This is a genomic window from Sphingomonas sp. R86520 (genome assembly GCF_042466285.1).
Taxonomy (GTDB): domain Bacteria; phylum Pseudomonadota; class Alphaproteobacteria; order Sphingomonadales; family Sphingomonadaceae; genus Sphingomonas.
This window is the reverse complement of record NZ_JAXHBZ010000001.1, coordinates 35,961-59,705: the sequence shown is the minus strand read 5'-3', so window position 1 is coordinate 59,705 and position 23,745 is coordinate 35,961. Positions and strand designations below refer to the sequence as shown.

Sequence of the window (23,745 nt, the reverse complement as noted above, 5' to 3'; positions counted from 1 at the left end):
GGAGGACACGGAACAGACGTGGCCGCTTGCCTCCCCCTCCGTCGCCTTCGGCGCCACCTCCCCCTGGCGGGGGAGGATTCTGCTAGGTCCGCGTAGCCGAATCCGCCGCCATCAGCAGGCGGTTCCTCGGTATCGCCTCAGGCATCTCGTCGCGCATGTACCGCAACAATGCCTCGCGCACGTCGCAGCGCAGGTCGAACGCGATCGCCGCGTCCTTGGCGGTCATCAGGCCGCGCAGTTCGATGCAGTCCGTCTTCACGTCGGTGACCTGGAGGTTGAAGAACCGCTTGTCCCACCGCGGATTGGACGTGACGATCTCGCCCAGTTTCTCGCGCAACCGCGGCACGTCGGTCGCCGGGTCGACGTACCAGAACACCGAGCCCAGCAACTGGCTGGTCTCGCGCGTCCAATTCTGGAAGCTTTGTTCGAGGAATTTCGACACCGGCACGACGAGGCGGCGTTCGTCCCAGATCTTGATGACCACGAACGTCAGGTTGATCTGCTCGACCCGCCCCCATTCGCCATCGACGATCAGCACGTCGTCGAGCCGGATCGGCTCGGTGAACGCCATCTGCACGCCGGCGATCAGGTTCTTCAACGCAGGCTGGGCGGCGGCACCGACGACGAGGCCGGCGATCCCCGCGGATGCCATCAGCGTGACGCCGATCGAGCGGATGCCGGGGACGCTCAGCAGCATCAGGCAGACGCTGACGAAGATGATGAAGAAGGTCCCGATCCGCCCGAGGATCGCCGCGCGCGTGCGCTTGCGGCGGGCGCGCAGATTGTCCTCGACGGTGATGTCGGAGCGGATCTCGATCACGTCCTGGAACGCGCGCAGTGCGGCCGCCGCGAGCCAGCCGAGCAGCGCGGGAACGAGGAAGCCGAGGATCTGCTTCCAGAAATCCTCGATGTCGTTGTCCATCGGCAAGATCCGCGCGACGAACGCGACCGCGACGATGACGAACACCGCGCGTAACGGGCGACGAACGCGCGCGAGGACGAGGCCGTCGGTCTTGGCGGTGGTGCGGCGCTGGGCGTGGCCGGCGATCCGCATCGTCAGCCAATGCGCGATCAGCGCGACGAGGATGGCTGCCGAGACGACGGCGACACTCTCCAGCCAGACCCATTCGGGGGGGATGTGGAGCGATCTGAACATGCGCATTCTAGCGCAACGGTGGAGCTAAGGGGATGTTCCGCTGCAGTGCAGCATCGTTGGACGTTGAACCTGGGAGTGAACCTCGGAAGGTCACCACCCCGGCGAATGCCGGGGCCCAATTGGGAAGGTCGCAGTAATGGCGGACTGCGCATCGTTACAGCCGTCCCCCAATTGGGCCCCGGCCTTCGCCGGGGTGGTCTCGGCCCAGGCAGTTTGCCTCGCCGTCACAAACGTTCCTGGATGACGTCTCCCCCCGATCATGCCAGAACCACCCGACCATGATCGCCCAGAGAATCCGACAGTTCTTCAGCGAAGAAACCTGGCAGTTCGCCGAACACGAACGCCCCGCGCTCCCCGGCTCGCCCGGCTCCCCGGAACACCCCCGCCACCGCCAGATCGCCTATGCGCTGATCGGCATCCTGCTCGGCCTAACGGTTGGCTTCGGCAACGCACTCATCAGCGCCAACACCTATACGCTACAGGGCGCACTCGGGCTCGACCCTGCCGAGATCGCGTGGCTGCCGACGGTCTATGTGATGACCAACGTCAGCATAAACCTGCTGATGATCAAGTTCCGCGCACAGTTCGGGCTGCGGCCGTTCGCGATGATTTTCCTGATCCTCTACGTGCTGATCACGCTCGCGCATCTGTTCGTTCACGGCTTCGCGACCGCGATCGCGGTGCGCGCGATCAGCGGCATGGCGGGCGCCGCGCTCAGCAGCCTGTGTCTCTATTACGTGATGCAGTCGCTTCCGGCGAAATGGCGGCTCAAGGGCGTCGTGCTCGGCATCGGCATCCCGCAATGCGCGACGCCGCTCGCACGGCTGTTCTCGCCGGACCTGCTGGCGATGTCGCAGTGGCGGACCCTGTACCTGTTCGAACTCGGGCTCGCGCTGCTGTCGCTCGCCGCGGTCGCAGCCCTCCGCCTGCCGCCGACGACGCGGAGCAAGGCGTTCGAGCCGCTCGATTTCCTGACCTTCGTGCTGTTTGCGGGTTCGACCGCGCTGTTCGCCGCCGTCCTCGGGCTGGGGCGGATCGTGTGGTGGACCAACGCGCCGTGGATCGGCTGGGCGCTCATAGTGGCGATACCGATGTTCGGCGCGGCGATCCTGGTCGAGCATCACCGGGCGAACCCATTGCTCAACACCCGCTGGCTGGGCAGCGCCGACATAGTCCGGTTCACGATCGTCATCGTGATGGCGCGGATCGTGCTGTCGGAGCAGACCTATGCGTCGGTCGGGCTGCTGACGGTGCTGGGCCAGAACAACGACCAGCTCGTGCCGTTTTTCCTGATCATCTTCGTCGCGTCGGTCGCGGGCGTGATCGCGAGCGCGGTGACCTTGGATGTCGAGCGCCTCGGCCACCCGATCATGCTGGCGATCGGCCTGGTCGCGGTGGCGGCCTGGTTCGATTCCTACGCGACCAGCCTCACGCGCGCGCCACAGATGTACGTGACGCAGGCGATCATCGGCTTCTCCGCGACGTTCTTCCTCGGGCCGGCACTGTTGTTCGGCATGACCCGTGCGCTGAAGGAAGGCGCCGGGCACATCATCAGCTTCATCGCGCTGTTCGGGATCATCAACTCGCTCGGCGGGCTCGGCGGCACCGCCTTGCTCGGCAGCTATCAGGTGATCCGCGAGAAGGCGAACAGCGCAGGCCTGGTGCAGCAGATCTCGCCGACCGACCCGATCGTGACGCAGCGCATCGCCGCCGGTGGCGCGGCGGTCAGCCGGGTGATCGCCGACCCGGCCCTGCGCAATGCCGAGGGTGCTGCAATCCTGTCGCAAACCGCGACGCGCGAGGCGAACGTGCTTGCGTATGCCGACGTCTTCCGGTTGATCGCGGTCCTTGCCGGCGGGACGTTCGGGTATCTCCTGTTCCTGCTGGTTAGGAGGGCGCGACGCGAGAGACGGGCGCGGCTTGAGGGGCCGGTTGAGGGGATGACATGAGCGACGCGCGGAGCCCAGTGGCCGAGGGGCCGGCTACGGAAGAGAAACTGGCCGAGGTGGCGGCGCCCGCTGCGCCGGTGACTCCGGTCGGATCGGGCTGGCGTCCACAGCCGCCGAGCCGGACGGTCATAATCATCATCGTCCTGCTGGTGATCGCCGGCGTCTGCGCGGTGCTGGCGGCGTGGCGCCTGCCGCCGTTCGCGACCGCATACCAGTCGACCGACAACGCCTATGTGCGCGGCCGGACGACGGTGATCAGCCCGCAGGTCAGCGGCTATGTGACGCAGGTCCTGGTGCGCGATTTCGCCGACGTGAAGCAGGGCGATCCGCTGGTGAAGATCGACGACCGCATCTACCGCCAGCGCGTCGACCAGGCGCAGGCACAGGTCGATGCACAGGCAGCCACGCTTGCGAACAGCCGCCAGACCGCACGCAGCCGCGCCGCCAGCCTGGCCGCGCAGGACGCTGCGGTCGCCAACGCCGCCGCGCAGTTGATGCGCGCGCAGGCCGACATGGCGCGCGTCAACGACCTCGTGACCGACGGATCGGTATCGTTGCGGGAGCGCGACCAGACGCTCGCGGCGCTTCGCCAAGCCCAGGCTCAGGTTCAGCAGGCGAAGGCTGCGCGGGAAATCGCCAACCAGGACATCCGCACCGTCGAAGTCGGCCGCGGCGGCCAGCAGGCTGGCGTCTCGGGCGCGGTAGCGGCGCGGCAACTGGCGCAGATCGACCTCGCCAACACCGTGATCCGCGCGCCCGAAACCGGGCGACTGAGCGAGGTGGGCGTGCGCCTCGGGCAATATGTCACGGCCGGGTCGCAGCTGATGTTCCTGGTCCCGCCCGAGACATGGGTGATCGCGAACTTCAAGGAAGCGCAGACCGCGCGGATAATGGTCGGGCGGCGTGCATCGTTCACGGTGGACGGCTTGGCGAACGAGCGGCTGACCGGGCGGGTCGAGCGGATCTCGCCGGCGGCGGGGTCGGAGTTCGCGGTGCTGAAGGCGGACAACGCCACGGGGAATTTCACGAAGGTGCCGCAGCGGATCGCGGTGCGCATTCGCGTGGATCCGGGCCAGCGCTTGAGCGCGCGGTTGCGGCCGGGGATGTCGGTGCAGGCACGGGTGGATACGGCCGGCGGGCCGGGGGTCCGGTGATGCGGTCGAAATCGCGCGCTACTCCCGTGTCTTGTCCTCCCGCGAAGGCGGGAGCCCAGACTGGATCCCCGCCTTCGCGGGGAAACACGTCTTGGTCGGGACACGTACCGCACAACGTGAGCAGCGATCTACTCCGTAACCCGGCAGGCACCGCCCCGGCGGAGGCCGGGGCCCAATTGGGGAACGGTGATAACGATGCGCAGTCCATCCTCACCGCGACCTTTCCAGTTGGGTCCCGGCCTTCGCCGGGGGGGAAGCGTTTTGCGGAATGGTCCTCGCTCGGGGGGCGCCGTCCGTTGAAAGCGCGTTCAGCGAGAACGGCCGTTACCTTAACCCTGGCCCTCCTCGCCACCGCCTGTATCGGCCCCCGCCCCGAGGCGCCCGCCGCCACAGCCGTCGCTCCACCCCCGGCATGGCGCACTGCACTCGGCCCCGGCGCGTCGATCCGCGCCGACTGGTGGAGCGCGTTCGGCGATCCGGTGCTCACCGACCTCGTCGCCCGAGCGCTCGCCAACAGCCCCGATCTCGGATCTGCCGCCGCGCGCATCGACGAAGCGCGCGCCGCAGCCCGCCTCGCCCGCGCGCAGCAGACGCCGCTCGTCAGCGGCTCGGCGCCGAGTACCACCGGTCAGACGGTCAGCGCATTCGGTACCGCGTCCGACGCACTCGGCGCGCAACCGGCGGTGGCGATCAGCTACGACCTCGACCTGTTCGGCCGCCTCCGTCTCGCCAGCCGCGCCGCGCAAGCGCAATTGCTCGCCAGCGAAGCCGCGCGCGACACCGTCCGCCTCGGCATCGCGAGCAGTGTCGCGACCGGCTATATCACGCTCAGGGCGCTCGACCTTCGTCTAGCCGTCGCGCGCCAGACGCTCGCGGCCCGCGCGGAAGGGCTGCGAATCGCCCGCCGACGCGCCGAGACGGGCTACACCTCGAACCTCGAACTGCGCCAAGCCGAAGCGGAGTATCACGCCACCGAACAGCTCGTCCCCGCCGCCGAACTCGCGATCAGCCGGCAGGAGAACGCGCTCAGCCTGTTGCTCGGCGACACGCCCGGCCCGATCGCGCGCGGCCGAACGCTCGATCAAATCGCCGCACCCGCGATTCCGGACGGTCTCCCCGCCGACCTGCTCCGCCGCCGCCCTGACCTGTACCAGACGGAGCAGACGCTGGTCGCCACCGATCGATCGCTCGACAGCGCGCGTGCGGCAATGTTGCCGAACCTCGCGCTCACCGGCTCGGCAGGTGTGGTGTTGTCCAGCGCGCTCGCCAACCCGATCGGCGTGTTCTCGATCGGCGCCAGCGTCCTCAGTCCGATCTTCGACGGCGGGCGGCTCGGCGCGCAGGCCGACGCCGCCACAGCGCGCCGCGACCAGGCCGCCTTCGCCTATCGCCGCGCCGCGTTACAGGCGTTCCGCGAGGTCGACGACAGCCTGGCAGGCGTCCAGCGTTCGGGCCAGCAGGCGGTGGCGCTCGCCGGGCAACGCGACGCTCTGGCTGGGGCGTTGCGCAACGCCTCGAACCGCTACCGTGCGGGCTATTCGGCGTATATCGATCAGCTCGATGCGCAACGCGGCCTGCTCACGGCCGAACTGTCGCTGGTACAGGCGCGCGCGGACCGGCTGACGGCGTATGTGACGCTGTACCAGGCAATGGGCGGCGGCTGGTCGCGCGAGGATGCGGCGGCGGTGCGGCAATAGTGTTCCCCTGCGAAGGCGGGGGGCCAGGATCAAGCAGCGCAGCGTTCGTGGTCCTGGGCGCCCGCTTCCGCGGGAGAACACGCAGCAGGTCGGAAGCCGCCTGACCGCATGCATTTTCCTGCCACACTTCGCCGGTACAGCCGCACCCCATGAAGGCCATCATCCTTGCCGCGGGCCACGGATCGCGGCTCCTGCCGTTGACGCTGACCACGCCGAAATGCCTGGTCGAGGTGGGCGGTCGCGCGATCCTCGACCATCAGCTCGACGCGGTCGCCGCCGCGGGCTTCGACGGGGCAGTGATCGTCGGCGGCTACCGGATCGACCAGATCGCCGCGCATCTGAGCACGCGCGATGCCGCACTTCCGACCGAACTCGTCTTCAACCCGTTCTGGTCGAGCGCCAACAGCATCGGCAGCGTCTGGGCGGCCATCGCGCACCTCACGAGTCCGTTCGCGCTGATGAACGGCGACACCGTGTTCGAGCCGGCGATCCTGCGCGCTGCGCTTGCCGGCGACGCGAACGGCGTGGCATTGCTGGTCGAGCCGCTGGTCGACGCCGGTCTCGACGACATGCTGGTCGAGGCGAAAGGCGACCGGGTGATTGCAGTCGGCAAGCATTTGGTCGGGCATGCCGCAACCGATCGCTCGCTTGGCCTGATCGTGTCGCATGGCGGCTCGGCCTATGCCGAGGCGTTGCGCGCGGTGATCGGCGAGGAGAACGGCATCCACGCCTATCACCACGCGGTCGTCGCCCGCGTCGCGCAGGGGCCGGGCGTGCGGGCAGTCAGAATCGCACCCGGCGCGCACTGGCAGGAGATCGACCGCCCGGAGGACATCGCGCTCTGGGAACGCGACGACCGGCCATGAAACGCAAGGTCGCGTTCCTGTTCCTCGGCGAGACGCTGCTGATCCCGCATCTCTATCCGATCGTCGAGGCGCTCGCCGCCAAGTTCGAAATACCGATCGAGCTCTGGGTGAGCACATCGGTTCATGAGACGCTGCTGACGCGCTGGAGCGCCTCTTTTCCGACCGTCCGCATTCGTCGGGCCGCTGGCTTCCGTCACGTCGCCGACGATGGCAGTGGGCGGAATCCGGTGCTGCCGGCCAAGATCCCGATGCTGCTGCGGTTGCTCCCCTATCTGCGTGGCGCGGGCATCGTCGTCTGTGCCGAGCAGACGAGCCTGTGGTTGCCGCGACTATTCCCTATGCGGGCGAAGTTCGTGAAGACCTCGCACGGCGTCGGTTCGATGAGCGCACGCGACGACCCGCGCAGGCGGGCGGCGGCGTTGACCTTGGTGCCGAGCGAGCTGGAACGACAGACGTATCTCGATCGCGGATTTGCACCCGATCGGTTCGTCGCGACCGGGTATGTGAAGGCCGATTTCAGGCACCGTACGCACGCATCGCCGCCGTTCGCAGACACGCGGCCGGTCGTTCTCTACACACCGCATTGGCAGCAGCATCGCTCGTCCTGGTGGCGCTGGGGGGCGGAAGTGGTGCGGCGGATCGTCGCGGACGGACGCTACAATTTGATCTTTGCGCCGCACCAGCGACTGATCGAGCGTGCGCCGGAGGTGGCGGACCTGATGCGCGAGATCGGCGACCTGCCCCATGTCCACTGCGACATCGACGGGTTCGCGATGGTCGACGGGAGTTATACCGGCGTCGCGGACGTGTATCTCGGCGATACGTCGAGCCAGGTGATCGAATTCCTGATGCGGCCGCGTCCTTGCGTGTTTCTGAACGCCGGGGGTGTCGCGTGGGAGGGTGATCCGAACTACGCAATGTGGGCGTGTGGGGAGGTGGTCGGCGATGTCGCGGACGTGGTCGCCGCAGTCGATCGCGCGGCGTTGCTTCACCAGGAGTATGCGGTCGTGCAAGCGGAGTTTGCCGAGCAATCGCTGGGAGCGGTCGAGGGCGGTGCGGCTTGGGCGGCTGGAGAGATCCTGCGATTGCTGGAAGCCACTTCAGTCACGTGAATGGCCGTTCCCCCGCGGAAGCGGGGGTCCAGGATACCAGCCGCAGCGCTGCTTGATCCTGGGCCCCCGCGTTCGCGAGGGAACAAGAAGCGATCGAGGACAGCGGCGGATCACCGCCCCCTCTCGCTTTCACGACCAGATCGGGTAACGGGTGCGGCATGGTAGATCCAACCTCCCCTACGCCAGCGCTCCGGACCGTCCGGGCGAACGACACGCTGTTATGGGGCATGACCAATGCCGAGCGGATACGCCGGATCGGCGTCGCGCAGGGGCTTCCCGGCGATACCGACAGCGCGACCGGCCCGGTGATCCTCGCCAATCTTTGCTACGCGTTCGACCCGATGTGGATCGCGTATCTGAAGACGCGCCCCGGCACCGTCGTGACGCGCACCGGCGTGCCCGTGCTCGCGCACGTCCGCGACGCCGACGAACGTGAACGGATGACCGCGGCGATGCTCGGCGAGGCGCCGCTGGTGACCGGCCTGACGGTGATCGCCGCCGAGGCCGAGGAGGGAATCTTCAACGAGGCACTCCGCAAGCGTGAGCGCCCGTTCGCCGAATTGCTCACCCCCGCCGCGGTGCCGGCGATCGAGCGCGCGAGTTATGTCGGTGCGTACAAGGGTGTCACCGACCTGCTGACCAAGTATCTCTGGCCGGAATGGGCGCTGGCGATCACGCGGGTCTGCGCGCGCGCCGGAATCACGCCGAACCAGGTGACCGCGCTCGGATCGGTGCTGTGCATCATCGCGACGGTAGCGTTCTGGTATGGCTGGTTCTGGACCGGGCTCGGCACCGGGCTGTTCTTCATGGTGCTCGACACCGTCGATGGGAAGCTCGCGCGGTGTACGATCACCTCGTCGAAGCTCGGCAATGCGTGGGATCACGGCGTCGACCTGGTCCACCCGCCCTTCTGGTGGTGGGCCTGGGCGGCGGGGTGCGCGCCCTATGGCCGACCGCTTGAGGACGGCGTGTTCTGGGCGGTGATCGGGACGATGCTGTTCGGCTATGTCGCGCAACGCCTGATCGAGGGCGCGTTCATCGTCCGCTTCGGGATGCATATCCATGTGTGGGAGCGGTTCGACAGCTGGTTCCGGCTGATCACCGCGCGGCGGAACCCGAACATGGTGATCCTGTTCGCGGGGCTGCTGGTGACGCGGCCGGACTGGGGGATCATCGGCGTCGCGGCATGGACTGCGATCTCGCTGGTCGTGCATCTCGTGCGGCTGGTGCAGGCGATGATGCGCAAGGCCAAGGGTGAGACGTTGGTGAGCTGGCTGGCGTAGGTTAGCCCCTCGTTCTCGTGCGAACGCAGGAGCCCAGGGTTACGAATGCCGCCGCCTGTGACCCTGGACTCCTGCGTTCGCAGGAGAACGATCAGAAGGCTGCGTTGACCAGCGCTTTGGGACGCCCCACCCACCACAAGCAATAGATCGCCAGCGCATACAGGAACCGGCTGTAATCCCGCTTCCCGGCGCGGTGATCCGCGAACACCTTGTCGACCGCGCCGGCACGCCAGATGCCCTGCTCGCGCACGCCGCTATCACGCCACAACTGCTCGGCATACGCGCCGAAATCGCCCGCGAACCAGGCGGCGAGCGGCATCTGGAAGCCCTGTTTCCGCCGGTCGAGGATCCCCTCCGGCAGCCACGGCGCGATTGCCTGGCGGATGACGTATTTGCCCGTCCGTCCCTTCAGCTTCATGTCGGCGGGCATCGACAGCGCGAGGTCTACCATCCCCTGCCCCAGCATCGGCACGCGCACCTCGAGCGAATGCGCCATGCTCGCCCGGTCCACCTTGGTCAGCATCGCGCCAGGGAGGTTCAGCGCCAGATCGGCGAGGCCGAACTGCTCCAGCGTGTCGGACGAGATCGCGTCGGCATCGGGGAAATATTCCGCACACAGCGCGGCGATCCCGCCTTCTTCCTCAGCGATGAACTCCGCCGAGAAGATCTCGCGACGGAAGGCCTCGTTCGTAATCTGCGTCTTGGCGAAGAACCGCGCGACGCCGTTCGGGAGCGCAGCGCTGCCGGTCGTCTTGCGCCAGCGCTGCAACACCGCGTTCGCATGGCGCGACGGCAGCGTCGGTACCGCATCGAGCGCCCGCGCAAGCCGACGCAGCGGCGCGGGCAGCGACCCGATCCGCCGCTCGGTCGCGTGCCGTTTATACCCGAAGAACAGTTCGTCGCCGCCATCGCCCGACAGCGCGACCTTCACCTCCTGTGCGGCGATCTGGCTGACGTACCAGGTCGGCACCGCGGACGGATCTGCGAAGGGCTCGTCATAGCAATGCTGGACTTCCGGCAGCATCGCCTGCGCATCCGCGAGTTCGAGCGTGCGCGTGACGTGGTTGCAACCGAGGTGCCGCGCGATCGCCTCGGCATGCGGCGATTCGTCGAAGCGCGGGTCGGGGAAGCCGATCGTGAACGTCCGCACCGGCCGGTCCGACACCTGTGCCATCGCTGCGACCACCGCCGATGAATCCACGCCCCCCGACAGGAACGCGCCGACATCGACATCCGCTACCATCTGGCCGCGGATCGTATCCAGCCACTCGTCGCGAAACCGCTCGATCCACTGGGCTTCCGACAAGGGCTCGGCGGGGTGATAGGCAGGCGTCCAATACGCGCGCATCGTCGGCGAGCCGCTCCCCTCGACGATCATGACATGCCCCGGTGGCAAGGTCCGGACCTGCGCGTAGATCGAGCGCGGCGTGCGGACATGGCCGAAACTGAAATAATCGTGGAGCGAGCGCCGATCGACGTCGAACGCGAAGCCCGGCAACATCGTCAGCGTCTTCAGCTCGGAGCCGAACGCGAAGCCGGCGGGCTGGTCGGTATAATAAAGCGGCTTGATCCCGATCGGATCGCGCGCCAGCGTCAGGCGCCGGGCGTGCGTATCCCACACCGCGACCGCAAACATCCCGTCGAGCTTCGCCCAGACGTCGTCGCCCCAGCGCTCGTACCCGGCCAGGATGACCTCTGTATCGCCGGCGCTCTCGAACACGCGGCCAAGCCCCTGCAACTCGCGCCGCAATTCACGAAAATTGTAGATTTCGCCGTTGAACACCAGCGCATAGCGGTGGTCGGGCGAATGGAACGGCTGGTGTCCGCCGGCGATGTCGATGATGCTCAGCCGGCGCATCCCGAATCCGAAGTCGCCGTCGGTCAACACACCCTGATCGTCCGGTCCGCGGTGCAGGATCGTATCGCATTGCGCAGCGACGAGCCGGTCGGACACCGTGCCGCTTCCGCGGGCGTAGAGGCCGGCAATTCCGCAGATAGAGAATGATCCTCGATACCGGGGCGGTATGCTCGCCCGATCGTCGGCGATCTATAAGCCGGCTGCCGCTTTGTCACCTCCGGGATCTCTCCAGCGACCTGTCGCGGCGCACTTGCCGCATCGATCATCGCGTTATAGGGGCGGGCAACTATGGTTCAGGATCCCGCTCCTTCCCCGGCCCCTGCCGGCTCGACCGGGATATTCCGGGCAGCAGCACGCAACCTTGGCTGGCTGCTCGCGAGCCGCAGCGTGCTGGCGATCCTCTCGCTCTTCTATCTCGGCTTCGCGACACGCACGCTCGGCGTGGTCGATTTCGGCCGCTTCGCACTCATCAGCGGTGCGGCACAGGCACTCGCGACGTTCGTCGGCTTCCAGACATGGCAGATCATCGTCCAGTACGGCGTCGAGCCGATGCAGAATGGTGACACGCCCCGGCTCGCACGCCTGCTGCGGCTGTCGGCGCTGCTCGACCTGTGCAGTGCGCTGGTCGGTGCGGTCCTGAGCGTCGGGATACTCTATGCCTGGAGCGACGGTTTCGGCATCCCGCCCGACCTGATGCGCGACACGCTGATGTTCGCGGTCGTGCAGCTCGTCACCATCCGCTCGACCCCGCTCGGCATCCTGCGGTTGCGCGATAAATTCTCGTTGTCCGCGGTCGCCGACAGCATGACGCCGATCATGCGCTTCGTGGGCGCAGGCGCCGCGATGATCTTCGAGCCGACGATTCGCGGGTTCATGCTCGCCTGGGCCGCCGCGGAGATCGTGACGGCGGCGACCTACTGGATCATGGTCGCGAGAAGCGGCGACTTGCGCCTGCTGTCGGCGGGTCGAGGACGCTGGGCGCAGATACGCGACGAAAATCCGGGCATCGTCCGGTTTTCGCTGAGTACCAACGCCAGCGCGACGCTCGGGCTGTCGAGCAAGCAGATCCCGCTATTGCTGGTCGGTGCGTCGATCGGCCCGGCGGCGGCTGGCGCGTTCAGACTTGCCACGCAGCTCGCCCAGGCGCTGGCGAAGCTGTCGCAGATGATGTCGCGCGCCGCGTTCCCCGAGATCGTTCGCGCGGTGCGGGTCGCCGAGCCGACCCGGCTGCGTCGCATCCTGGTCAGGACGATGCTCGCCTCGACCGCGGCGGCGCTCGTCATCCTTGCGATCGTGGCACTGGTGGGCGAGCCGATCCTGAAGCTGGTCGGCGGCAAATCATTCGGTCACGCCTATCCGGTGCTGTTGTGGCTTGCCGCGGCGGGATGTTTCGATCTCGCGACCGTCAGCCTGGACACGGTGATGACCGCGCTGCACCGCGCCGGCACGGTGTTCGCGATCCGGGCGATCGGTGTGGTCCTGTTGTTCGTCGCGGCATTCGCGCTGATGCCAACGTACGGCTCGACGGGCATCGCCGCGGCGGTCGCAGCGGGATCCGTGGCGGTGGCGATCCTGCTGGGGTTTGCAGCGGCAAGGATGACGCGCGCGCATCGGTGACACCGCCCGGCTTCGGCCGAACGATCCGGGCGCGGATGATAAACGCCCCGTTCACGTCGCAAATGTCATCTGCGCGCCGCTCTATCGCCACTTTTCCGGGGTCTTAGTCGACCGATGACGTATCTGATCTCTATTGGCCTCGCTGCGGCTGCGCTCGTTGCGCCGCTGCAAGCCAGCGCGGCCGAGGCTTGCGAAGGCGCGCCGGGCAACGGCGCGGCGAAACTCGTGCTCGAAGCGACGACGATGCACAACGCGGTGGGCGAGGTCGCCTTCACCGTCTATCCGGACGACAAGTCGCGGTTCCTGTCGAAAGGCGGCAAGCTGGTCCGGGCACGCGTTTCGGCCGGAGCGCCGCGCGCCTGCTTCTGGCTGAAACCCGGCTATTACGCGGTCGCGCAATATCACGACGAGAACAGCGACCATAGCTTCAACCGGACGCTGTTCATGCCGAAGGAGGGCTTCGGTTTTTCCAACGACGCGCCGACGTCGGTTGGATTGCCGTCATTCGAGGCGGTCCGATTCGTCCTGCCGGCAGGCGGATCGACGGTGCGCATGAAGATGCGGTATCGTCGGTGAGACGAAACCGTCGCATAACCGACATAAATTTGTAGCGGTATCGTACCGTGACGGGTAGCTTGAACTGTGGCTGATACTGTTTCCGATTTTCGCGCCTTTGGCGGGAACCCCCTGCCGCCCCCGGCTGGATCGCCGCCGGCGTGGCTGCCCACCGCTGTCCCCGAATGGACCGCGTTCGAGCGCAACGGCATGAGTCCGCGCGACGCTGCGGCACAGATCCGTACCGGGATCATCTGCAACCCCAAGAGTCACCGGAACCGCAGCAGCGTCGAGGCGACCAAGCCCTTCCTGTCGGGAACCGTGCTCGCCGTGACGCCGCGCACGCAGGCCGAACTTGCCGAAGTGCTGGCCGATTTTGCCCGTCACGGCATCGAATTGCTGGTAATCGACGGCGGCGACGGCACGATCCGCGACGTGATGACGGCCGCCGCGCGCGTCTGGACCGGCCGCGCGCCGCGGGTTGCGATCGTGCCCTCGGGCAAGACCAACGCGCTCGCGCTGGATCTTGGCATCCCCGATACATGGACGCTCGATCAGGCGCTGACGGCGGCCCGCGACGGCAACGTGAAAACGCGTAGCCCCATCGAGATCGTCCGCAAGGATACCGGCACGCGCCTTCACGGCTTCCTGTTCGGCGCGGGCGCGTTCGTCCAGGCGACGGCTCTGGCGCAGCGGACGCATCGCGCGGGCGCCTTCAACGGCGTCGCGGTCGGGCTGGCGCTGTGCTGGGCGATCCTGCAGACCTTGTTCGGCGGCGCCAACAGCGCCTGGCGCAAGGGCAGCCGGATGGGCATCCGCTATCAGGGCGGCGCGGCGGATGGCGAGCACGCACCGCTTGCCAACGCCTGCACCGACCGGGCGCGGTATCTGATGCTGGCCTCGACTTTGAAGCGGATGCCGGTCGGCATCCGTCCGTTCGGCGTACCCCGCGCGGGCATGAAGACGCTCGTCGTCGACGCGCCGCCGCGCTGGTTGGCCGCCGCTACTCCATTGATCGTCGCCGGTTCGCGTGCCGCATGGCTCGACCGCGCGGGCTATCACCGGATCGATGCGCCGGCGCTCGATCTGTCGATGGAGTCGGGCTTCATCCTGGACGGTGAGATCTATCCGGGCGGCGAGCTGATCGTGCGCGAAGGCAAGCCGATCCGCTTCGTCGTCCCGTGACAAGGCTCAGGCCGTGACCAGGCTCAGGCCGTGACGGTCCTGGACGACGTCGTTCGGCGCCAGCTTCGGGTGCCGACGATCCCTGCCGTTCGCGACGTCGCGGCGCTGCTCGCCGAGCCGGCCGACGTGGTCGCCGTGCTGTTCTATGGGTCGAACCTGCGTACCGGGGCGACCGAGGGCGTGCTCGATTTCTACGTCCTGACGGCCGGCCCGCCCGAGCGTGGCATCTGGCCGACAGTCAGCTACCGCGAGTTCGATCTGCACGGCGAGCGGCTTCGCGCCAAGATCGCGACGATGCGGCTGACGACCTTCGCCAGGGCTGCGGCGGCGCGGACGCTCGACACCACGATCTGGACGCGCTTCGTCCAGCCGTCGGCGCTGGTCTGGGTGCGCGACGGCGCGAACACCGAGACGATCGTCGTCGCGATCGGCGACGCCGCCAAGTCGGCCGCGCGGTTCGCCGCCGCGCTCGGCCCTGAACGCGGGACCGCGGACGATTACTGGCGTGCGTTGTTCCGCCAGACCTATGCCGCCGAGCTGCGCGTCGAACGCAAGGGCCGCGAGGGCCAGATCCTCGGCTTCGACCCGAAGCGCTACGACGCGCTTCTGCCGCTCGCCTGGACAGCCGACGGCATCGCGTTCTCCGACATGGCAGGCGTGCTCGAACCCACGCTTTCCGCCCCCCGTCGGTCGGCGCTGTTGCGCGCATGGCGGCATCGGCGACGGGCGGGCAAGCCGATCAACGTCATCCGGTTGGTCCGGGCCGCCTTCACCTTCGAGGGCGCGGCGCGGTACGGCGCATGGAAGGTTGAGCGACATACCGGCATCCCCGTACCGCTGACTCCGTGGCGTGAAAAGCATCCGATCCTCGCCGCGCCCGGCGTGTTCTGGCGCGTGTGGCGTGCGCGCACGAACGAGCGTGCGAAACCCGCATGAGCGCAGGCTTCGGTGCTCTGATCCTTGCCGGCTCGCGGGGCGGTATCGATCCTGTCGCGGCCTATGGCGGCGCGTCGCACAAGGCACTGATCATGCTCGACGGCAGGACGTTGCTGGCGCGCGTCGCCCAGTCGCTGCGAGACGCGGGTGCGACCGACATTGCGGTTTCGGTCTCCGACGCTGCCGTCCGCACCCACGCGACCGAGCTTGGGCTGACCGTCCTGACCGCCGCCGCAGGCCCCAGCCTCAGCGTTCGCGAAGGGATCGAAGCGTTAGGCACGCCGCTGCTCGTCACCACCGCCGACCATGCGCTACTCCGGCCCGAATGGATCACCCGCTTCCTCGCCGACGTCCCCGCCCAAGCCGATGTCGCCGCGCTGCTCGCGCGCAAGGACGTGATCGAGGCTGCTGCGCCGGGTACGCATCGTACGTATCTGCGGTTTGCCGATGGCGCCTGGTCGGGCTGCAACCTGTTCCATTTCGCTAGCCCGCGCGCCGTCGCCGCGCTGGACCTGTGGGCGCAGGTCGAGGCGGATCGCAAGCGACCCTGGCGCATCGTCCGGAAACTCGGCATCGGTACGCTCGTCCGCTATATGTCGGGCCGCCTGACGCTGGTCGCGGCGGTCGCCCATCTCGGCCGCCTCGCCGGGCTGAACGCCGCGGCGGTCTCGACCCCCTTCGGGCTGGCAGCGGTCGACGTCGACAAGCCGGCAGATCTCGACCTTGTCCGGACACTGACCGCGCGACCCTGACGGCGACGATCCGTCAGCCTTCCCGCCGTTACCCCTGCCCGTTCCCCCCACCCGTCTCCCTGCGAAAGCTGGGATCTCCTCGTAAGGCGAGGTCGCGTGCCACGCAGGATACCCCGGCGTCTGCTGGGGTGACGGATGATTATCCGGGGGGCGGAGATTTAGCTGGCTGCCGGATAATGTCGTCGAAAGGCGGGGTCGAGGCAGAAGAAAATGCCCCGAATGATCGTTCGCCCCTGTCACCGAACTCCTGCTTGGTGCAAAGCGCGGCCATGCAAAATCTCGCACCGCAGCCCGCCCCGCACGCCGTCGCCACGACCTCGATCGGCATCTATGGTAGCGCCGGACGCATGGGTCGCGCGATCGTCGATGCGATCGAGGCCGCCGGCGCATCGCTCGCCGGCGGTGTCGATGCACGAGAAGACCCCAAGCCGCTTGCACGGGTCGCCGACGTCCTGGTCGATTTCTCCACCGCTTCGGCCGTCGAAGCGCATCTCGCCGCCGCGCGCGACGCTGGTACCGCTATCGTCATCGGCACGACCGGCCTGTCGCCGCAAAATCAGTCGATGATCGATGACGCTGCGCGCGATATTGCCATCCTGCAGACCGGCAACACGTCGCTCGGCGTGACGTTGCTCGGCATCCTCGTTCGCGAAGCCGCCGCGCGGCTCGGCCCCGATTGGGACGTCGAGATCGTCGAGATGCACCACAAGCACAAGGTCGACGCGCCGTCCGGCACCGCGCTCCTGCTCGGCGACGCGGCCGCCAAGGGGCGCGGATCGTCGCTCGCCGAACTTCGCGTCGACAGTCGCGCGGGTCTCGTGGGCGCGCGGACCGAGGGGACGATCGGCTTCGCATCGCTGCGCGGCGGATCGGTGATCGGCGACCACAGCGTGATCTTCGCGGGCGAGGGCGAACGGATCGAACTCAACCACCGCGGCGACGATCGGTCGATCTTCGCGCGCGGCGCGGTCCGTGCGGCGATCTGGCTCGCCGGCCAGCCCGCCGGCCGCTACCGGATGGGCGACGTGCTCGGGCTGTGACCGCATGAAGAAGGCCGACGTCATCGAGTTCTACGCGCGTCTGGCCGAGGCCGACCCGCACCCAGAGACCGAGCTCGAATTCGTCAATCCCTATACGCTCGTGGTCGCCGTCGCGCTGTCGGCGCAAGCCACCGACGTCGGCGTCAACAAGGCGACGCGCGCCCTGTTCCGCGAGGTCGACACGCCGGACAAGATGGTCGCGCTCGGGCTCGACGAGCTGAAGCGCCACATCAAGACGATCGGGCTGTTCAACACCAAGGCGAAGAACGTCATCGCGCTCTCGCAGATGCTGATCGACGAGTTCGGCGGCGAAGTGCCCGCCGATCGTGAGTCGCTCGAACGCCTGCCGGGTGTCGGTCGCAAGACCGCCAACGTCGTCATGAACGTCGCGTTCGGCGCGGAGACGTTCGCGGTCGACACGCACATCTTTCGCGTCGGCAACCGTACCGGCCTCGCGCGCGGCAAGACTCCGCTGGCGGTCGAATTGAAACTCGACAAGGCGACGCCGCAACCGTTCCGTCTCCACGCGCATCACTGGCTGATCCTGCACGGCCGCTATGTCTGCAAGGCGCGGACCCCCGAATGCTGGCGGTGCATCGTCCGCGATCTATGCGCGTTCAAGCCGAAGACGCCGCCGCCGAAAAGCAAATCGGGCGCGACTTCGGCACCCGTAGCGGACCCCGATCCGGCCAGTGAAGCGCCATGATCGCGAAAACGTCTGGCGTACGCCGTTTCGCTTTGCTAGGCGGACCGTCCGGCACCCGTAGCTCAGCTGGATAGAGCGCTGCCCTCCGAAGGCAGAGGCCACTGGTTCGAATCCAGTCGGGTGCACCAGAAAACCTAGGGTTTTCACCACCAGCCTCGCGCCATGCTCGCACTTTGATGCAGCGATTTACGCGCACAAAACCGGAACGCGCGTACACGGCTCGTACAAGGGTTTTGACGTTCGCGAATCGGGTGGCGCTATGAGCGGCAACCCGTACTTTATTACCGGCCCTGCGCTGATCTCGTTCTCGGGTGGGCGCACGTCGGGCAGAATGCTCAAGCACATCGTCGAGGCGCACGGCGGCAAGCTGCCAGATGACGTGTTCGTGTGTTTCGCCAACACCGGGAAGGAGCGCGAGGAAACCCTCCGCTTCGTTCACGAGTGCGGTACGCGCTGGGGCGTTCATATCCATTGGCTGGAGTTCGTTACCGATCTTCGCAAGGGTGGCGCGACCAGCCGGTACGAGGAAGTCGGTTACAACAGCGCTAGCCGTGAGGGTGAACCGCTCGACCGGCTGATCGCTCGCAAGCAAGCCCTGTTCTCGACCGTGACCGGGCGCTGGTGCACCCAGTATTGCAAGGTCGGTGTCCTTCACGACTTCATGGAAGCGCAAGGATACCCGCGCGGCACTTACACCGAAGTGATCGGGTTCCGCGCCGACGAATACGACCGGGTGCACGAGTTGCCCCGCAAGCCGAACAACGCCGACCGTAAATTGCGTTTCCCCCTCGCCGACGCCGGTGTCCGTAAGGCTGACGTGCTGCGCTGGTGGGAGTGCCAGCCGTTCAATCTCATGCTCGAACGCGGCACCGGCAATTGCGACAACTGCCCGTTTCTCAGCGACAAGGCCCGGATTGCTCGCGCTCGCCGCGACCCGGTCGGCCTCGACAATTATTGGGGCGCGCACGAGCGCAAGCGCAACTTCTCGTTCGGCTACATGAGCGTCGCGGACATTCTCGCGCACATCAAGAACAACCCTTTGCTGCCAATGAGCGACATCGAGGAAGACGCTGCCGATAGCGAGTGTGTCGGCTGGTGTGGAGGGGCGGCATGAAGCCCTACGGACCCGATAACAATCGCGGGCGCAGCGACGGCGGACACTGCGTCCATCACCGAACTGCCGACAATCCCAAGCAGCACGCGAAGGCCGTGGCAAAATCGCTTCGGCATGCCGCGCGTCAAGAAGCTCGCGCCCTCGTCAAAAAGGATCATTCAGCATGACACAGAATGTCACCCAGGATCGCTACAAGGGCTGGCTGTTGTCGTTCGACCACCCGCCGATCCCATGCCGGCAGTTCGATTGGTCGGCTACGCATCCCGATTACGATGGCGCGGACGACAGCAACGACGACCGGGGTCTCCAAGCCGCCACGCGGGACGAGTTGGTCGCAGCGATTGATGCATGGACCGACGACGCTGCCATTGATGCGTTCGCGGATAAGATGAGGACGAAGATGGCCGCAAGCCGAGCCAAGGGGCGAGAGGGCTGGAACGACCCCGAGCGGTGTTCGCCGGATACCCTTGCGCGGCTAATGTACGCGCACGCTGAGAAGGGCGACCCGGTCGACGTCGCGAACTTCTGCATGATGCTCGACCACTACGGGGCGTCTACTTCGGTCGGGGCTTTGGACCACGAGCGCGAGATCGTCTCGATAATCTGCAATGCCGTTGCTGATGTACGCGCCGCAATGCAGCCGTTTATCGCGCTGATTGATCGCGTCGAGGGCTTCGACGGCTGGTGCGAGGCGCGAAACCTGAGTGGTGAGCGGTTGAAGGATAGCCCGATTTACGTGGCGGCGTATCTCGCCGCGCGTGATCCGCAGTATCCGAGCAAGTCGGTCTCGGTTCCGGATGCGTCACACGAGCTACTCCCCTGCCCGTTCTGTGGAGCGCGCTCGCCCACAGAGTCCATCACGCGGGCTACCGAAGACCTGACGATCTGGTCTGTCGAATGTGGCGCGTGTGGGGCTGAACGAGCGAGCGATACCAGCGCGGAAGAGGCTCAGGCTCTGTGGAATACGCGGCCATCGCCAACTCCATCCACCACCAAGACTGGAGCACTGACATGAAGCCCTTCCCGTTGTTTCTACTTATGGTGCTGATCGCTGACTGGCTGGTGCGTCATCAAGTGCCGTGGTGGGCTTCGATTGCTGTGCTGTCGGTGTGTTTCTTGACACTGTTCCGGGACGCCTCCCCCCTCATACAATTGGAGCAAGCAGCATGAGCGAGAACAACCCGGCGACTGTCGGAACATTTGCATGCCCGATTTGCGGCAAGGATACGCCGCACTACCACAGCCCCGAAGAGGTCAGCGAACACCGCGAGAACGAGGCGTGGGTTGAGGCAAGCTGGCAGCAGATACGCCCAATCTTGTTTCCTGAGCCCACCCCCACCTCCGAGACCGACCAGCTTGGCGGGGTGGCGGTATGAGGCTGTATGCGATCATTCTCGCCGGCGCGCTGGGCTGGTTCATCGGCAAGGCGCTGAACGTGCCTGTCTGGCGCGATGGCTGGGACGTTGGCGATCGAACGGACATCGCACTTACCGCTGCGATCCTCATGTGGGTGCTGAACGCGATCGCCGACGACCGCCACAAACGCACCCCACCCCCAACATCAGGAGCCGACGATGGGATTGCTTGAAGAGCGGGTGCTTGCCGAACGGCTGCGGCAGTTCGTTGCTATGCCGGCGATGGCGTATCCAGGTATCGGCACGATCGCGAAATGGTGTGGCGATGCTGCGGACCGGATCGAGGAACTGGAGGCAGCATTGCAGCCGTTCGCGAAAGCCGGTGAGATCGTCGGAGAGTCGAACGGCTTTTCAGACTTCTACGTTTACAGGCCAGCGGCGGGCGAGGACTATGCGATCTATGGCGACCACCTACGCCGCGCCCGTCACGCCCTCGCTCTGTCGAAAGGATCGGAGGGGTGAGGAAGCACCGGCACATCATTGTCGCAGGCTGCATAGTCCTGCTGGCCTCGATCGCGGACAAGGCGGGGTATCATGCGATTGCTATGGTCGTGATGGGATGCCTCATCGGGCATTTCGCAGCGCAGTTAGATAAGAGGCGCGCTCCGTAGCCAGCGGGGCGGCGCTCTACGAACACCAACCCCGCCGACCCTAGCCCGATGCCGCGATGGCAGAGCGGGGACCTGAAACTGGCGTCGGGCGCGGTTACGATCCACATTCGCCTCCGGGTCTAGAAATCCCGTCAGCAGCACCATGCCATACCCAACTATGTCGCTGCGGCCCGCGGACCCGGTTACTGGCGCACCTGTTGCCCGATAGTGGACACCGCCGCAGCGAAACCCTCTTGCCACGACTCGGACAGAAATGCTAGCGGGTATGTATCGCTGCTGCCTGAGGGTGGCTTTAGACGAGACCATAGGAGGTTGCCATGCACCTCACCCGGAAACGGGTTGGCAGTCGGGAAAGACCGACCTGTTCTTACCACCCCTAGCGGAATCGTTCCCGACCTGTTCTAATGCGGCGCATGACCGACACCACGAGCCCGATGGACCTAGACAACATGCGGTCCCTCGGTATCCGCTCGCTCCATCTGTGGTGCAGTTGCGGTCGTCATGCTGTGGTCAACGTCGACAAATACCCCGGAAACTACGAGGTGCCGGCGATGAAGCGGTTCTTCCGGTGCAGTGCATGCGGGAAGCGCCCGAAAGAGGCCAGACCGAACGGGGCTGACATGCGGCGTGATCCGTTTGGCTCGGGGTTGGTCATTACGGAGAAGAACGGGGCTATGCGGTATTAAGCCCCCAACCGCTTCCCGATCTGCCGCCCCGCCTCAGCCTCTACCGCATCGACCAGGATGTCCTTGACCTTCTGCTTGGTCATCGGGTTTGCAGGATCCGCGATGGCCTTTCCGATTGCGGGGAGGACGATGCGCTTTAGGAGTAAGTTGGCGATTGCGCCGAGGCCGGGGATTTTCATGGTTGAACGTCCTTCACGTTGACTGGGTCTGCAGGCGTGCCGGTCGGCCCGTCCTGTGGCGGCGTGCTGGCCTGGGCAGCGGCGATCGCTTCGAATGCCTTGGTGTTGTTGTCGGCTCGCTTCTCGTCGATCTGATTCTGGCGGAACAGCAGCGCCCCGATGGTGCCGAGCAAACCGGCGAAGGCGACGACGGACTTGTCGGCGATCGCGATCAGGCTATCCGGCAGCGCAACGCCGCGGATGCCGCTGACGACAATAGGGGCAAGCGCCACGATCAGGGCGGCGCCGATTGCCGCGAGGAATGCGCGATACTGCATCTCGGTCGAGTTCATATCTCGTTCTCCTCCACGCCATCGGTCAGCTTCGTGATCGCAGCCTGCAACACGCCGATCGCGGTGAACCGGTCGAGCGCTCCCCAGCCGTAGATCGAGATGGCCTCGCCGTGGCTGAGTTGCACGCCGACCATCGCGCGGGTTCGGTCGTCGTCATCGGTTTCAGCCTCGATGCTGTCCGCCGACTTGCGCAGCATCGCCGGCACGTCGCTGGCGTTCTTGTCGTAGAGGGTGGCGACTAGGGCTAGTTCGGGGCGCTGGATCATGCCGCGATCCCAATGCGGTTCGCGATCCAGCCGTAGAAGAACGCCTCATTCGCCGGACGTGCTTCCGTGATGTCGGCGTATCGTCCGACCTGGAACCCGTCGATCGTCTTGAGAAGCACTTCCTCGCCGGCTACTCCCCGCCGCTGCTTATAGCTTTGCAAACCGGCTATCGACATCGCGCCGATCTGGCCGTCGACCAGCATATCCGGATAGAGCGTTGCGCCGGCGTTCAGCAGGTTGAGCGCGCGCTGTAGGAAGCCGCCTGCAATCGCCTGCCCCATGTTGATGCCCGTATCGAACATCTCGGCAGCGACCCTCGGGAAGACCGTAGCGACCTGGTCGAACCGCACGTCGGTCCAATAGCGGCGCTTGTAGATCGTCACCGCGGATTCGCGCGGGAACACCTGCATGTCGCCCTTGTAGCCGAACGCCCGCGCCACCTGTTCCGTGACGCCCCAGCGCGTCGGCCCGCCCTTGTCTGCCGGGTGGTTCGAATAATCACCTTCCCTGCCGATTACCTCGTCGACGAGCTGGTCGATGGTCTTGGTCATTCCGCGTCCTCCGCTGCCGTTATCTTGCCGCTGTGAAGCCCAGCCTTTTCCGTCGCCAATTCCAGCTTCTGCGCGGCGCGAACCTCGCGAGCCTTCGCAGCGATTGCCACCGCACGACCGGGGTCGATCTCGATCATGTTCAGGATCATATCGAGCACCTGTTCGAGGTTGCCGATGTTGTGCCGATCGACGCGCTGCTCTGCCTCCAGCTCGGTAATCCGACGCCGCATCCCCTTCATGTCCGCCGCGCGTTCCTTCAACAGATTGCCCTCTCGTTCGTCGGTGAGCTTTTGTGTGATGGGCTTTTGACGGATCAGCGCGACGACGATCAGGCCAACAGCGGTCCAGATTCCAACCCCGCCTGGCGTGATTTCCGCGATCCATTTGGCGATGCTATCCATGGTCGAAGTCCTCGCCAGCGGTAGCCAGTGGCTTGCCGCGCCCGTAGGAAACCATCAGCCGGATCACGTAGAGACCCGTCAGGAAGCCGACGAAGTAGATCGCCTTCCATGACCCCAGGTCGTTCGGCGCGATTAACCAGCGGGCGATATGCGAGTTCATCACCAGCGCGACGAGGAACACCGCCAGGCGCATTGCGTCTCCGGTTCGCGCACTGCGTTGCCGGAAGGCTGCGTAATAGGCTCCGGGCGCCGCGTAGAGCATCGCAGCGCCCCAGACGGTTAGATGTGCGATCCAGTAAGTGTTCACGCCCCTACCCCTCCCTG

Annotated in this window: 27 protein-coding genes and 1 tRNA gene; 20 read left to right on the top strand and 8 right to left on the bottom strand. The window is 66.3% G+C overall.

Features of this window, described 5'->3' with window-relative positions; all coding sequences use genetic code 11:
* Nucleotides 1-82: 82 nt before the first annotated feature.
* The gene (locus SJY41_RS00380) at nt 83-1,156 is read right to left on the bottom strand and encodes a mechanosensitive ion channel family protein (protein WP_380778129.1); all 1,074 of its coding nucleotides are present in this window, start codon (nt 1,154-1,156) and stop codon (nt 83-85) included.
* A gap of 278 nt (nt 1,157-1,434) precedes the next feature.
* Here SJY41_RS00380 and SJY41_RS00375 point away from each other — a divergent pair, with 278 nt between their 5' ends.
* The 6 genes from SJY41_RS00375 to SJY41_RS00350 all read left to right on the top strand — a co-directional run bounded on the left by SJY41_RS00375 (nt 1,435) and on the right by SJY41_RS00350 (nt 9,217).
* Nucleotides 1,435-3,105, top strand: a complete 1,671-nt coding sequence (locus tag SJY41_RS00375) for an MFS transporter (RefSeq protein ID WP_380778127.1) — start codon at nt 1,435-1,437, stop codon at nt 3,103-3,105.
* Nucleotides 3,102-4,259: an HlyD family secretion protein gene (locus tag SJY41_RS00370; protein ID WP_380778126.1), complete on the top strand. Its 1,158-nt coding sequence runs from the start codon at nt 3,102-3,104 to the stop codon at nt 4,257-4,259. The genes SJY41_RS00375 and SJY41_RS00370 overlap by 4 nt, the downstream gene beginning before the upstream one ends.
* Nucleotides 4,260-4,555: 296 nt before the next feature.
* Complete coding sequence (locus tag SJY41_RS00365) at nt 4,556-5,956, top strand: efflux transporter outer membrane subunit (RefSeq protein ID WP_380778124.1); 1,401 nt, start codon at nt 4,556-4,558, stop codon at nt 5,954-5,956.
* A gap of 149 nt (nt 5,957-6,105) precedes the next feature.
* Nucleotides 6,106-6,822 carry an NTP transferase domain-containing protein gene (locus SJY41_RS00360; protein ID WP_380778122.1) on the top strand — a complete coding sequence of 239 codons (717 nt, stop codon included), beginning with the start codon at nt 6,106-6,108 and terminating at the stop codon, nt 6,820-6,822.
* Nucleotides 6,819-7,934 carry a hypothetical protein gene (locus tag SJY41_RS00355; RefSeq protein ID WP_380778120.1) on the top strand — a complete coding sequence of 372 codons (1,116 nt, stop codon included), beginning with the start codon at nt 6,819-6,821 and terminating at the stop codon, nt 7,932-7,934. Before SJY41_RS00360 ends, SJY41_RS00355 begins: the two co-directional genes overlap by 4 nt.
* 158 nt (nt 7,935-8,092) lie before the next feature.
* Nucleotides 8,093-9,217, top strand: coding sequence for a CDP-alcohol phosphatidyltransferase family protein (locus tag SJY41_RS00350; protein ID WP_380778118.1), 1,125 nt, complete (start codon nt 8,093-8,095; stop codon nt 9,215-9,217).
* 91 nt (nt 9,218-9,308) lie between these two features.
* Here the strand turns inward: SJY41_RS00350 and asnB are convergent, their stop codons facing one another.
* A complete protein-coding gene (gene asnB, locus SJY41_RS00345) occupies nt 9,309-11,204 on the bottom strand; it encodes an asparagine synthase (glutamine-hydrolyzing) (protein WP_380784020.1) in 1,896 nt (631 codons plus the stop codon).
* A 159-nt stretch (nt 11,205-11,363) separates the two neighbouring features.
* Here asnB and SJY41_RS00340 point away from each other — a divergent pair, with 159 nt between their 5' ends.
* From SJY41_RS00340 to SJY41_RS00275, 14 genes are all read left to right on the top strand, one after another.
* A complete protein-coding gene (locus tag SJY41_RS00340; protein WP_380778117.1) occupies nt 11,364-12,692 on the top strand; it encodes a lipopolysaccharide biosynthesis protein in 1,329 nt (442 codons plus the stop codon).
* Nucleotides 12,693-12,806: 114 nt separating this feature from the next.
* Complete coding sequence (locus tag SJY41_RS00335; RefSeq protein ID WP_380778115.1) at nt 12,807-13,268, top strand: DUF2141 domain-containing protein; 462 nt, start codon at nt 12,807-12,809, stop codon at nt 13,266-13,268.
* A 66-nt stretch (nt 13,269-13,334) separates the two neighbouring features.
* Entirely contained in the window at nt 13,335-14,432 is a 1,098-nt protein-coding gene (locus tag SJY41_RS00330) for a diacylglycerol/lipid kinase family protein (protein ID WP_380778113.1), read from the top strand.
* 30 nt (nt 14,433-14,462) lie between these two features.
* Complete coding sequence (locus SJY41_RS00325; RefSeq protein ID WP_380778111.1) at nt 14,463-15,368, top strand: hypothetical protein; 906 nt, start codon at nt 14,463-14,465, stop codon at nt 15,366-15,368.
* Entirely contained in the window at nt 15,365-16,120 is a 756-nt protein-coding gene (locus SJY41_RS00320) for a nucleotidyltransferase family protein (protein ID WP_380778110.1), read from the top strand. Before SJY41_RS00325 ends, SJY41_RS00320 begins: the two co-directional genes overlap by 4 nt.
* A 269-nt stretch (nt 16,121-16,389) precedes the next feature.
* Complete coding sequence (dapB, locus tag SJY41_RS00315) at nt 16,390-17,160, top strand: 4-hydroxy-tetrahydrodipicolinate reductase (protein ID WP_380778108.1); 771 nt, start codon at nt 16,390-16,392, stop codon at nt 17,158-17,160.
* A gap of 4 nt (nt 17,161-17,164) precedes the next feature.
* Nucleotides 17,165-17,866: an endonuclease III gene (gene nth / locus SJY41_RS00310; protein ID WP_380778107.1), complete on the top strand. Its 702-nt coding sequence runs from the start codon at nt 17,165-17,167 to the stop codon at nt 17,864-17,866.
* Between the two features lie 51 nt (nt 17,867-17,917).
* Nucleotides 17,918-17,994, top strand: a tRNA-Arg gene (locus tag SJY41_RS00305).
* Nucleotides 17,995-18,125: 131 nt separating this feature from the next.
* On the top strand, nt 18,126-18,980 hold the full coding sequence (locus SJY41_RS00300; protein ID WP_380778105.1) for a hypothetical protein: 855 nt from the start codon (nt 18,126-18,128) through the stop codon (nt 18,978-18,980).
* A gap of 163 nt (nt 18,981-19,143) precedes the next feature.
* The gene (locus tag SJY41_RS00295; RefSeq protein WP_380778103.1) at nt 19,144-19,995 is read left to right on the top strand and encodes a Lar family restriction alleviation protein; all 852 of its coding nucleotides are present in this window, start codon (nt 19,144-19,146) and stop codon (nt 19,993-19,995) included.
* Nucleotides 19,992-20,150: a hypothetical protein gene (locus SJY41_RS00290; RefSeq protein ID WP_380778102.1), complete on the top strand. Its 159-nt coding sequence runs from the start codon at nt 19,992-19,994 to the stop codon at nt 20,148-20,150. The genes SJY41_RS00295 and SJY41_RS00290 overlap by 4 nt, the downstream gene beginning before the upstream one ends.
* The gene (locus SJY41_RS00285) at nt 20,147-20,356 is read left to right on the top strand and encodes a hypothetical protein (protein ID WP_380778100.1); all 210 of its coding nucleotides are present in this window, start codon (nt 20,147-20,149) and stop codon (nt 20,354-20,356) included. Before SJY41_RS00290 ends, SJY41_RS00285 begins: the two co-directional genes overlap by 4 nt.
* Nucleotides 20,353-20,568, top strand: a complete 216-nt coding sequence (locus tag SJY41_RS00280) for a hypothetical protein (protein WP_380778098.1) — start codon at nt 20,353-20,355, stop codon at nt 20,566-20,568. The genes SJY41_RS00285 and SJY41_RS00280 overlap by 4 nt, the downstream gene beginning before the upstream one ends.
* Nucleotides 20,555-20,857: a hypothetical protein gene (locus tag SJY41_RS00275; protein ID WP_380778097.1), complete on the top strand. Its 303-nt coding sequence runs from the start codon at nt 20,555-20,557 to the stop codon at nt 20,855-20,857. Before SJY41_RS00280 ends, SJY41_RS00275 begins: the two co-directional genes overlap by 14 nt.
* Nucleotides 20,858-21,688: 831 nt before the next feature.
* Here the strand turns inward: SJY41_RS00275 and SJY41_RS00270 are convergent.
* From SJY41_RS00270 to SJY41_RS00245, 6 genes are read right to left on the bottom strand one after another with little or no spacing between them, the layout of a single operon-like run.
* Complete coding sequence (locus tag SJY41_RS00270) at nt 21,689-21,871, bottom strand: hypothetical protein (RefSeq protein ID WP_380778095.1); 183 nt, start codon at nt 21,869-21,871, stop codon at nt 21,689-21,691.
* On the bottom strand, nt 21,868-22,203 hold the full coding sequence (locus SJY41_RS00265; protein ID WP_380778093.1) for a hypothetical protein: 336 nt from the start codon (nt 22,201-22,203) through the stop codon (nt 21,868-21,870). Before SJY41_RS00265 ends, SJY41_RS00270 begins: the two co-directional genes overlap by 4 nt.
* Nucleotides 22,200-22,469, bottom strand: a complete 270-nt coding sequence (locus SJY41_RS00260) for a hypothetical protein (RefSeq protein ID WP_380778092.1) — start codon at nt 22,467-22,469, stop codon at nt 22,200-22,202. The genes SJY41_RS00265 and SJY41_RS00260 overlap by 4 nt, the downstream gene beginning before the upstream one ends.
* Nucleotides 22,466-23,020, bottom strand: a complete 555-nt coding sequence (locus tag SJY41_RS00255) for a glycoside hydrolase family 108 protein (RefSeq protein ID WP_380778090.1) — start codon at nt 23,018-23,020, stop codon at nt 22,466-22,468. Before SJY41_RS00255 ends, SJY41_RS00260 begins: the two co-directional genes overlap by 4 nt.
* The gene (locus SJY41_RS00250; protein ID WP_380778089.1) at nt 23,017-23,421 is read right to left on the bottom strand and encodes a hypothetical protein; all 405 of its coding nucleotides are present in this window, start codon (nt 23,419-23,421) and stop codon (nt 23,017-23,019) included. Before SJY41_RS00250 ends, SJY41_RS00255 begins: the two co-directional genes overlap by 4 nt.
* Nucleotides 23,414-23,728: a hypothetical protein gene (locus tag SJY41_RS00245; RefSeq protein ID WP_380778087.1), complete on the bottom strand. Its 315-nt coding sequence runs from the start codon at nt 23,726-23,728 to the stop codon at nt 23,414-23,416. The genes SJY41_RS00250 and SJY41_RS00245 overlap by 8 nt, the downstream gene beginning before the upstream one ends.
* Nucleotides 23,729-23,745 lie beyond the last annotated feature (17 nt).

Bases quoted from the DNA above. Each gene is read 5' to 3' on its own strand.
- SJY41_RS00380 (WP_380778129.1), bottom strand. From the start codon at position 1,156: ATGTTCAGATCGCTCCACATCCCCCCCGAATGGGTCTGGCTGGAGAGT.
- SJY41_RS00375 (WP_380778127.1), top strand. From the start codon at position 1,435: ATGATCGCCCAGAGAATCCGACAGTTCTTCAGCGAAGAAACCTGGCAG.
- SJY41_RS00370 (WP_380778126.1), top strand. From the start codon at position 3,102: ATGAGCGACGCGCGGAGCCCAGTGGCCGAGGGGCCGGCTACGGAAGAG.
- SJY41_RS00360 (WP_380778122.1), top strand. From the start codon at position 6,106: ATGAAGGCCATCATCCTTGCCGCGGGCCACGGATCGCGGCTCCTGCCG.
- SJY41_RS00355 (WP_380778120.1), top strand. From the start codon at position 6,819: ATGAAACGCAAGGTCGCGTTCCTGTTCCTCGGCGAGACGCTGCTGATC.
- SJY41_RS00350 (WP_380778118.1), top strand. From the start codon at position 8,093: ATGGTAGATCCAACCTCCCCTACGCCAGCGCTCCGGACCGTCCGGGCG.
- SJY41_RS00340 (WP_380778117.1), top strand. From the start codon at position 11,364: ATGGTTCAGGATCCCGCTCCTTCCCCGGCCCCTGCCGGCTCGACCGGG.
- SJY41_RS00335 (WP_380778115.1), top strand. From the start codon at position 12,807: ATGACGTATCTGATCTCTATTGGCCTCGCTGCGGCTGCGCTCGTTGCG.
- SJY41_RS00320 (WP_380778110.1), top strand. From the start codon at position 15,365: ATGAGCGCAGGCTTCGGTGCTCTGATCCTTGCCGGCTCGCGGGGCGGT.
- dapB (WP_380778108.1), top strand. From the start codon at position 16,390: ATGCAAAATCTCGCACCGCAGCCCGCCCCGCACGCCGTCGCCACGACC.
- nth (WP_380778107.1), top strand. From the start codon at position 17,165: ATGAAGAAGGCCGACGTCATCGAGTTCTACGCGCGTCTGGCCGAGGCC.
- SJY41_RS00300 (WP_380778105.1), top strand. From the start codon at position 18,126: ATGAGCGGCAACCCGTACTTTATTACCGGCCCTGCGCTGATCTCGTTC.
- SJY41_RS00295 (WP_380778103.1), top strand. From the start codon at position 19,144: ATGACACAGAATGTCACCCAGGATCGCTACAAGGGCTGGCTGTTGTCG.
- SJY41_RS00290 (WP_380778102.1), top strand. From the start codon at position 19,992: ATGAAGCCCTTCCCGTTGTTTCTACTTATGGTGCTGATCGCTGACTGG.
- SJY41_RS00285 (WP_380778100.1), top strand. From the start codon at position 20,147: ATGAGCGAGAACAACCCGGCGACTGTCGGAACATTTGCATGCCCGATT.
- SJY41_RS00280 (WP_380778098.1), top strand. From the start codon at position 20,353: ATGAGGCTGTATGCGATCATTCTCGCCGGCGCGCTGGGCTGGTTCATC.
- SJY41_RS00275 (WP_380778097.1), top strand. From the start codon at position 20,555: ATGGGATTGCTTGAAGAGCGGGTGCTTGCCGAACGGCTGCGGCAGTTC.
- SJY41_RS00270 (WP_380778095.1), bottom strand. From the start codon at position 21,871: ATGAAAATCCCCGGCCTCGGCGCAATCGCCAACTTACTCCTAAAGCGC.
- SJY41_RS00265 (WP_380778093.1), bottom strand. From the start codon at position 22,203: ATGAACTCGACCGAGATGCAGTATCGCGCATTCCTCGCGGCAATCGGC.
- SJY41_RS00260 (WP_380778092.1), bottom strand. From the start codon at position 22,469: ATGATCCAGCGCCCCGAACTAGCCCTAGTCGCCACCCTCTACGACAAG.
- SJY41_RS00255 (WP_380778090.1), bottom strand. From the start codon at position 23,020: ATGACCAAGACCATCGACCAGCTCGTCGACGAGGTAATCGGCAGGGAA.
- SJY41_RS00250 (WP_380778089.1), bottom strand. From the start codon at position 23,421: ATGGATAGCATCGCCAAATGGATCGCGGAAATCACGCCAGGCGGGGTT.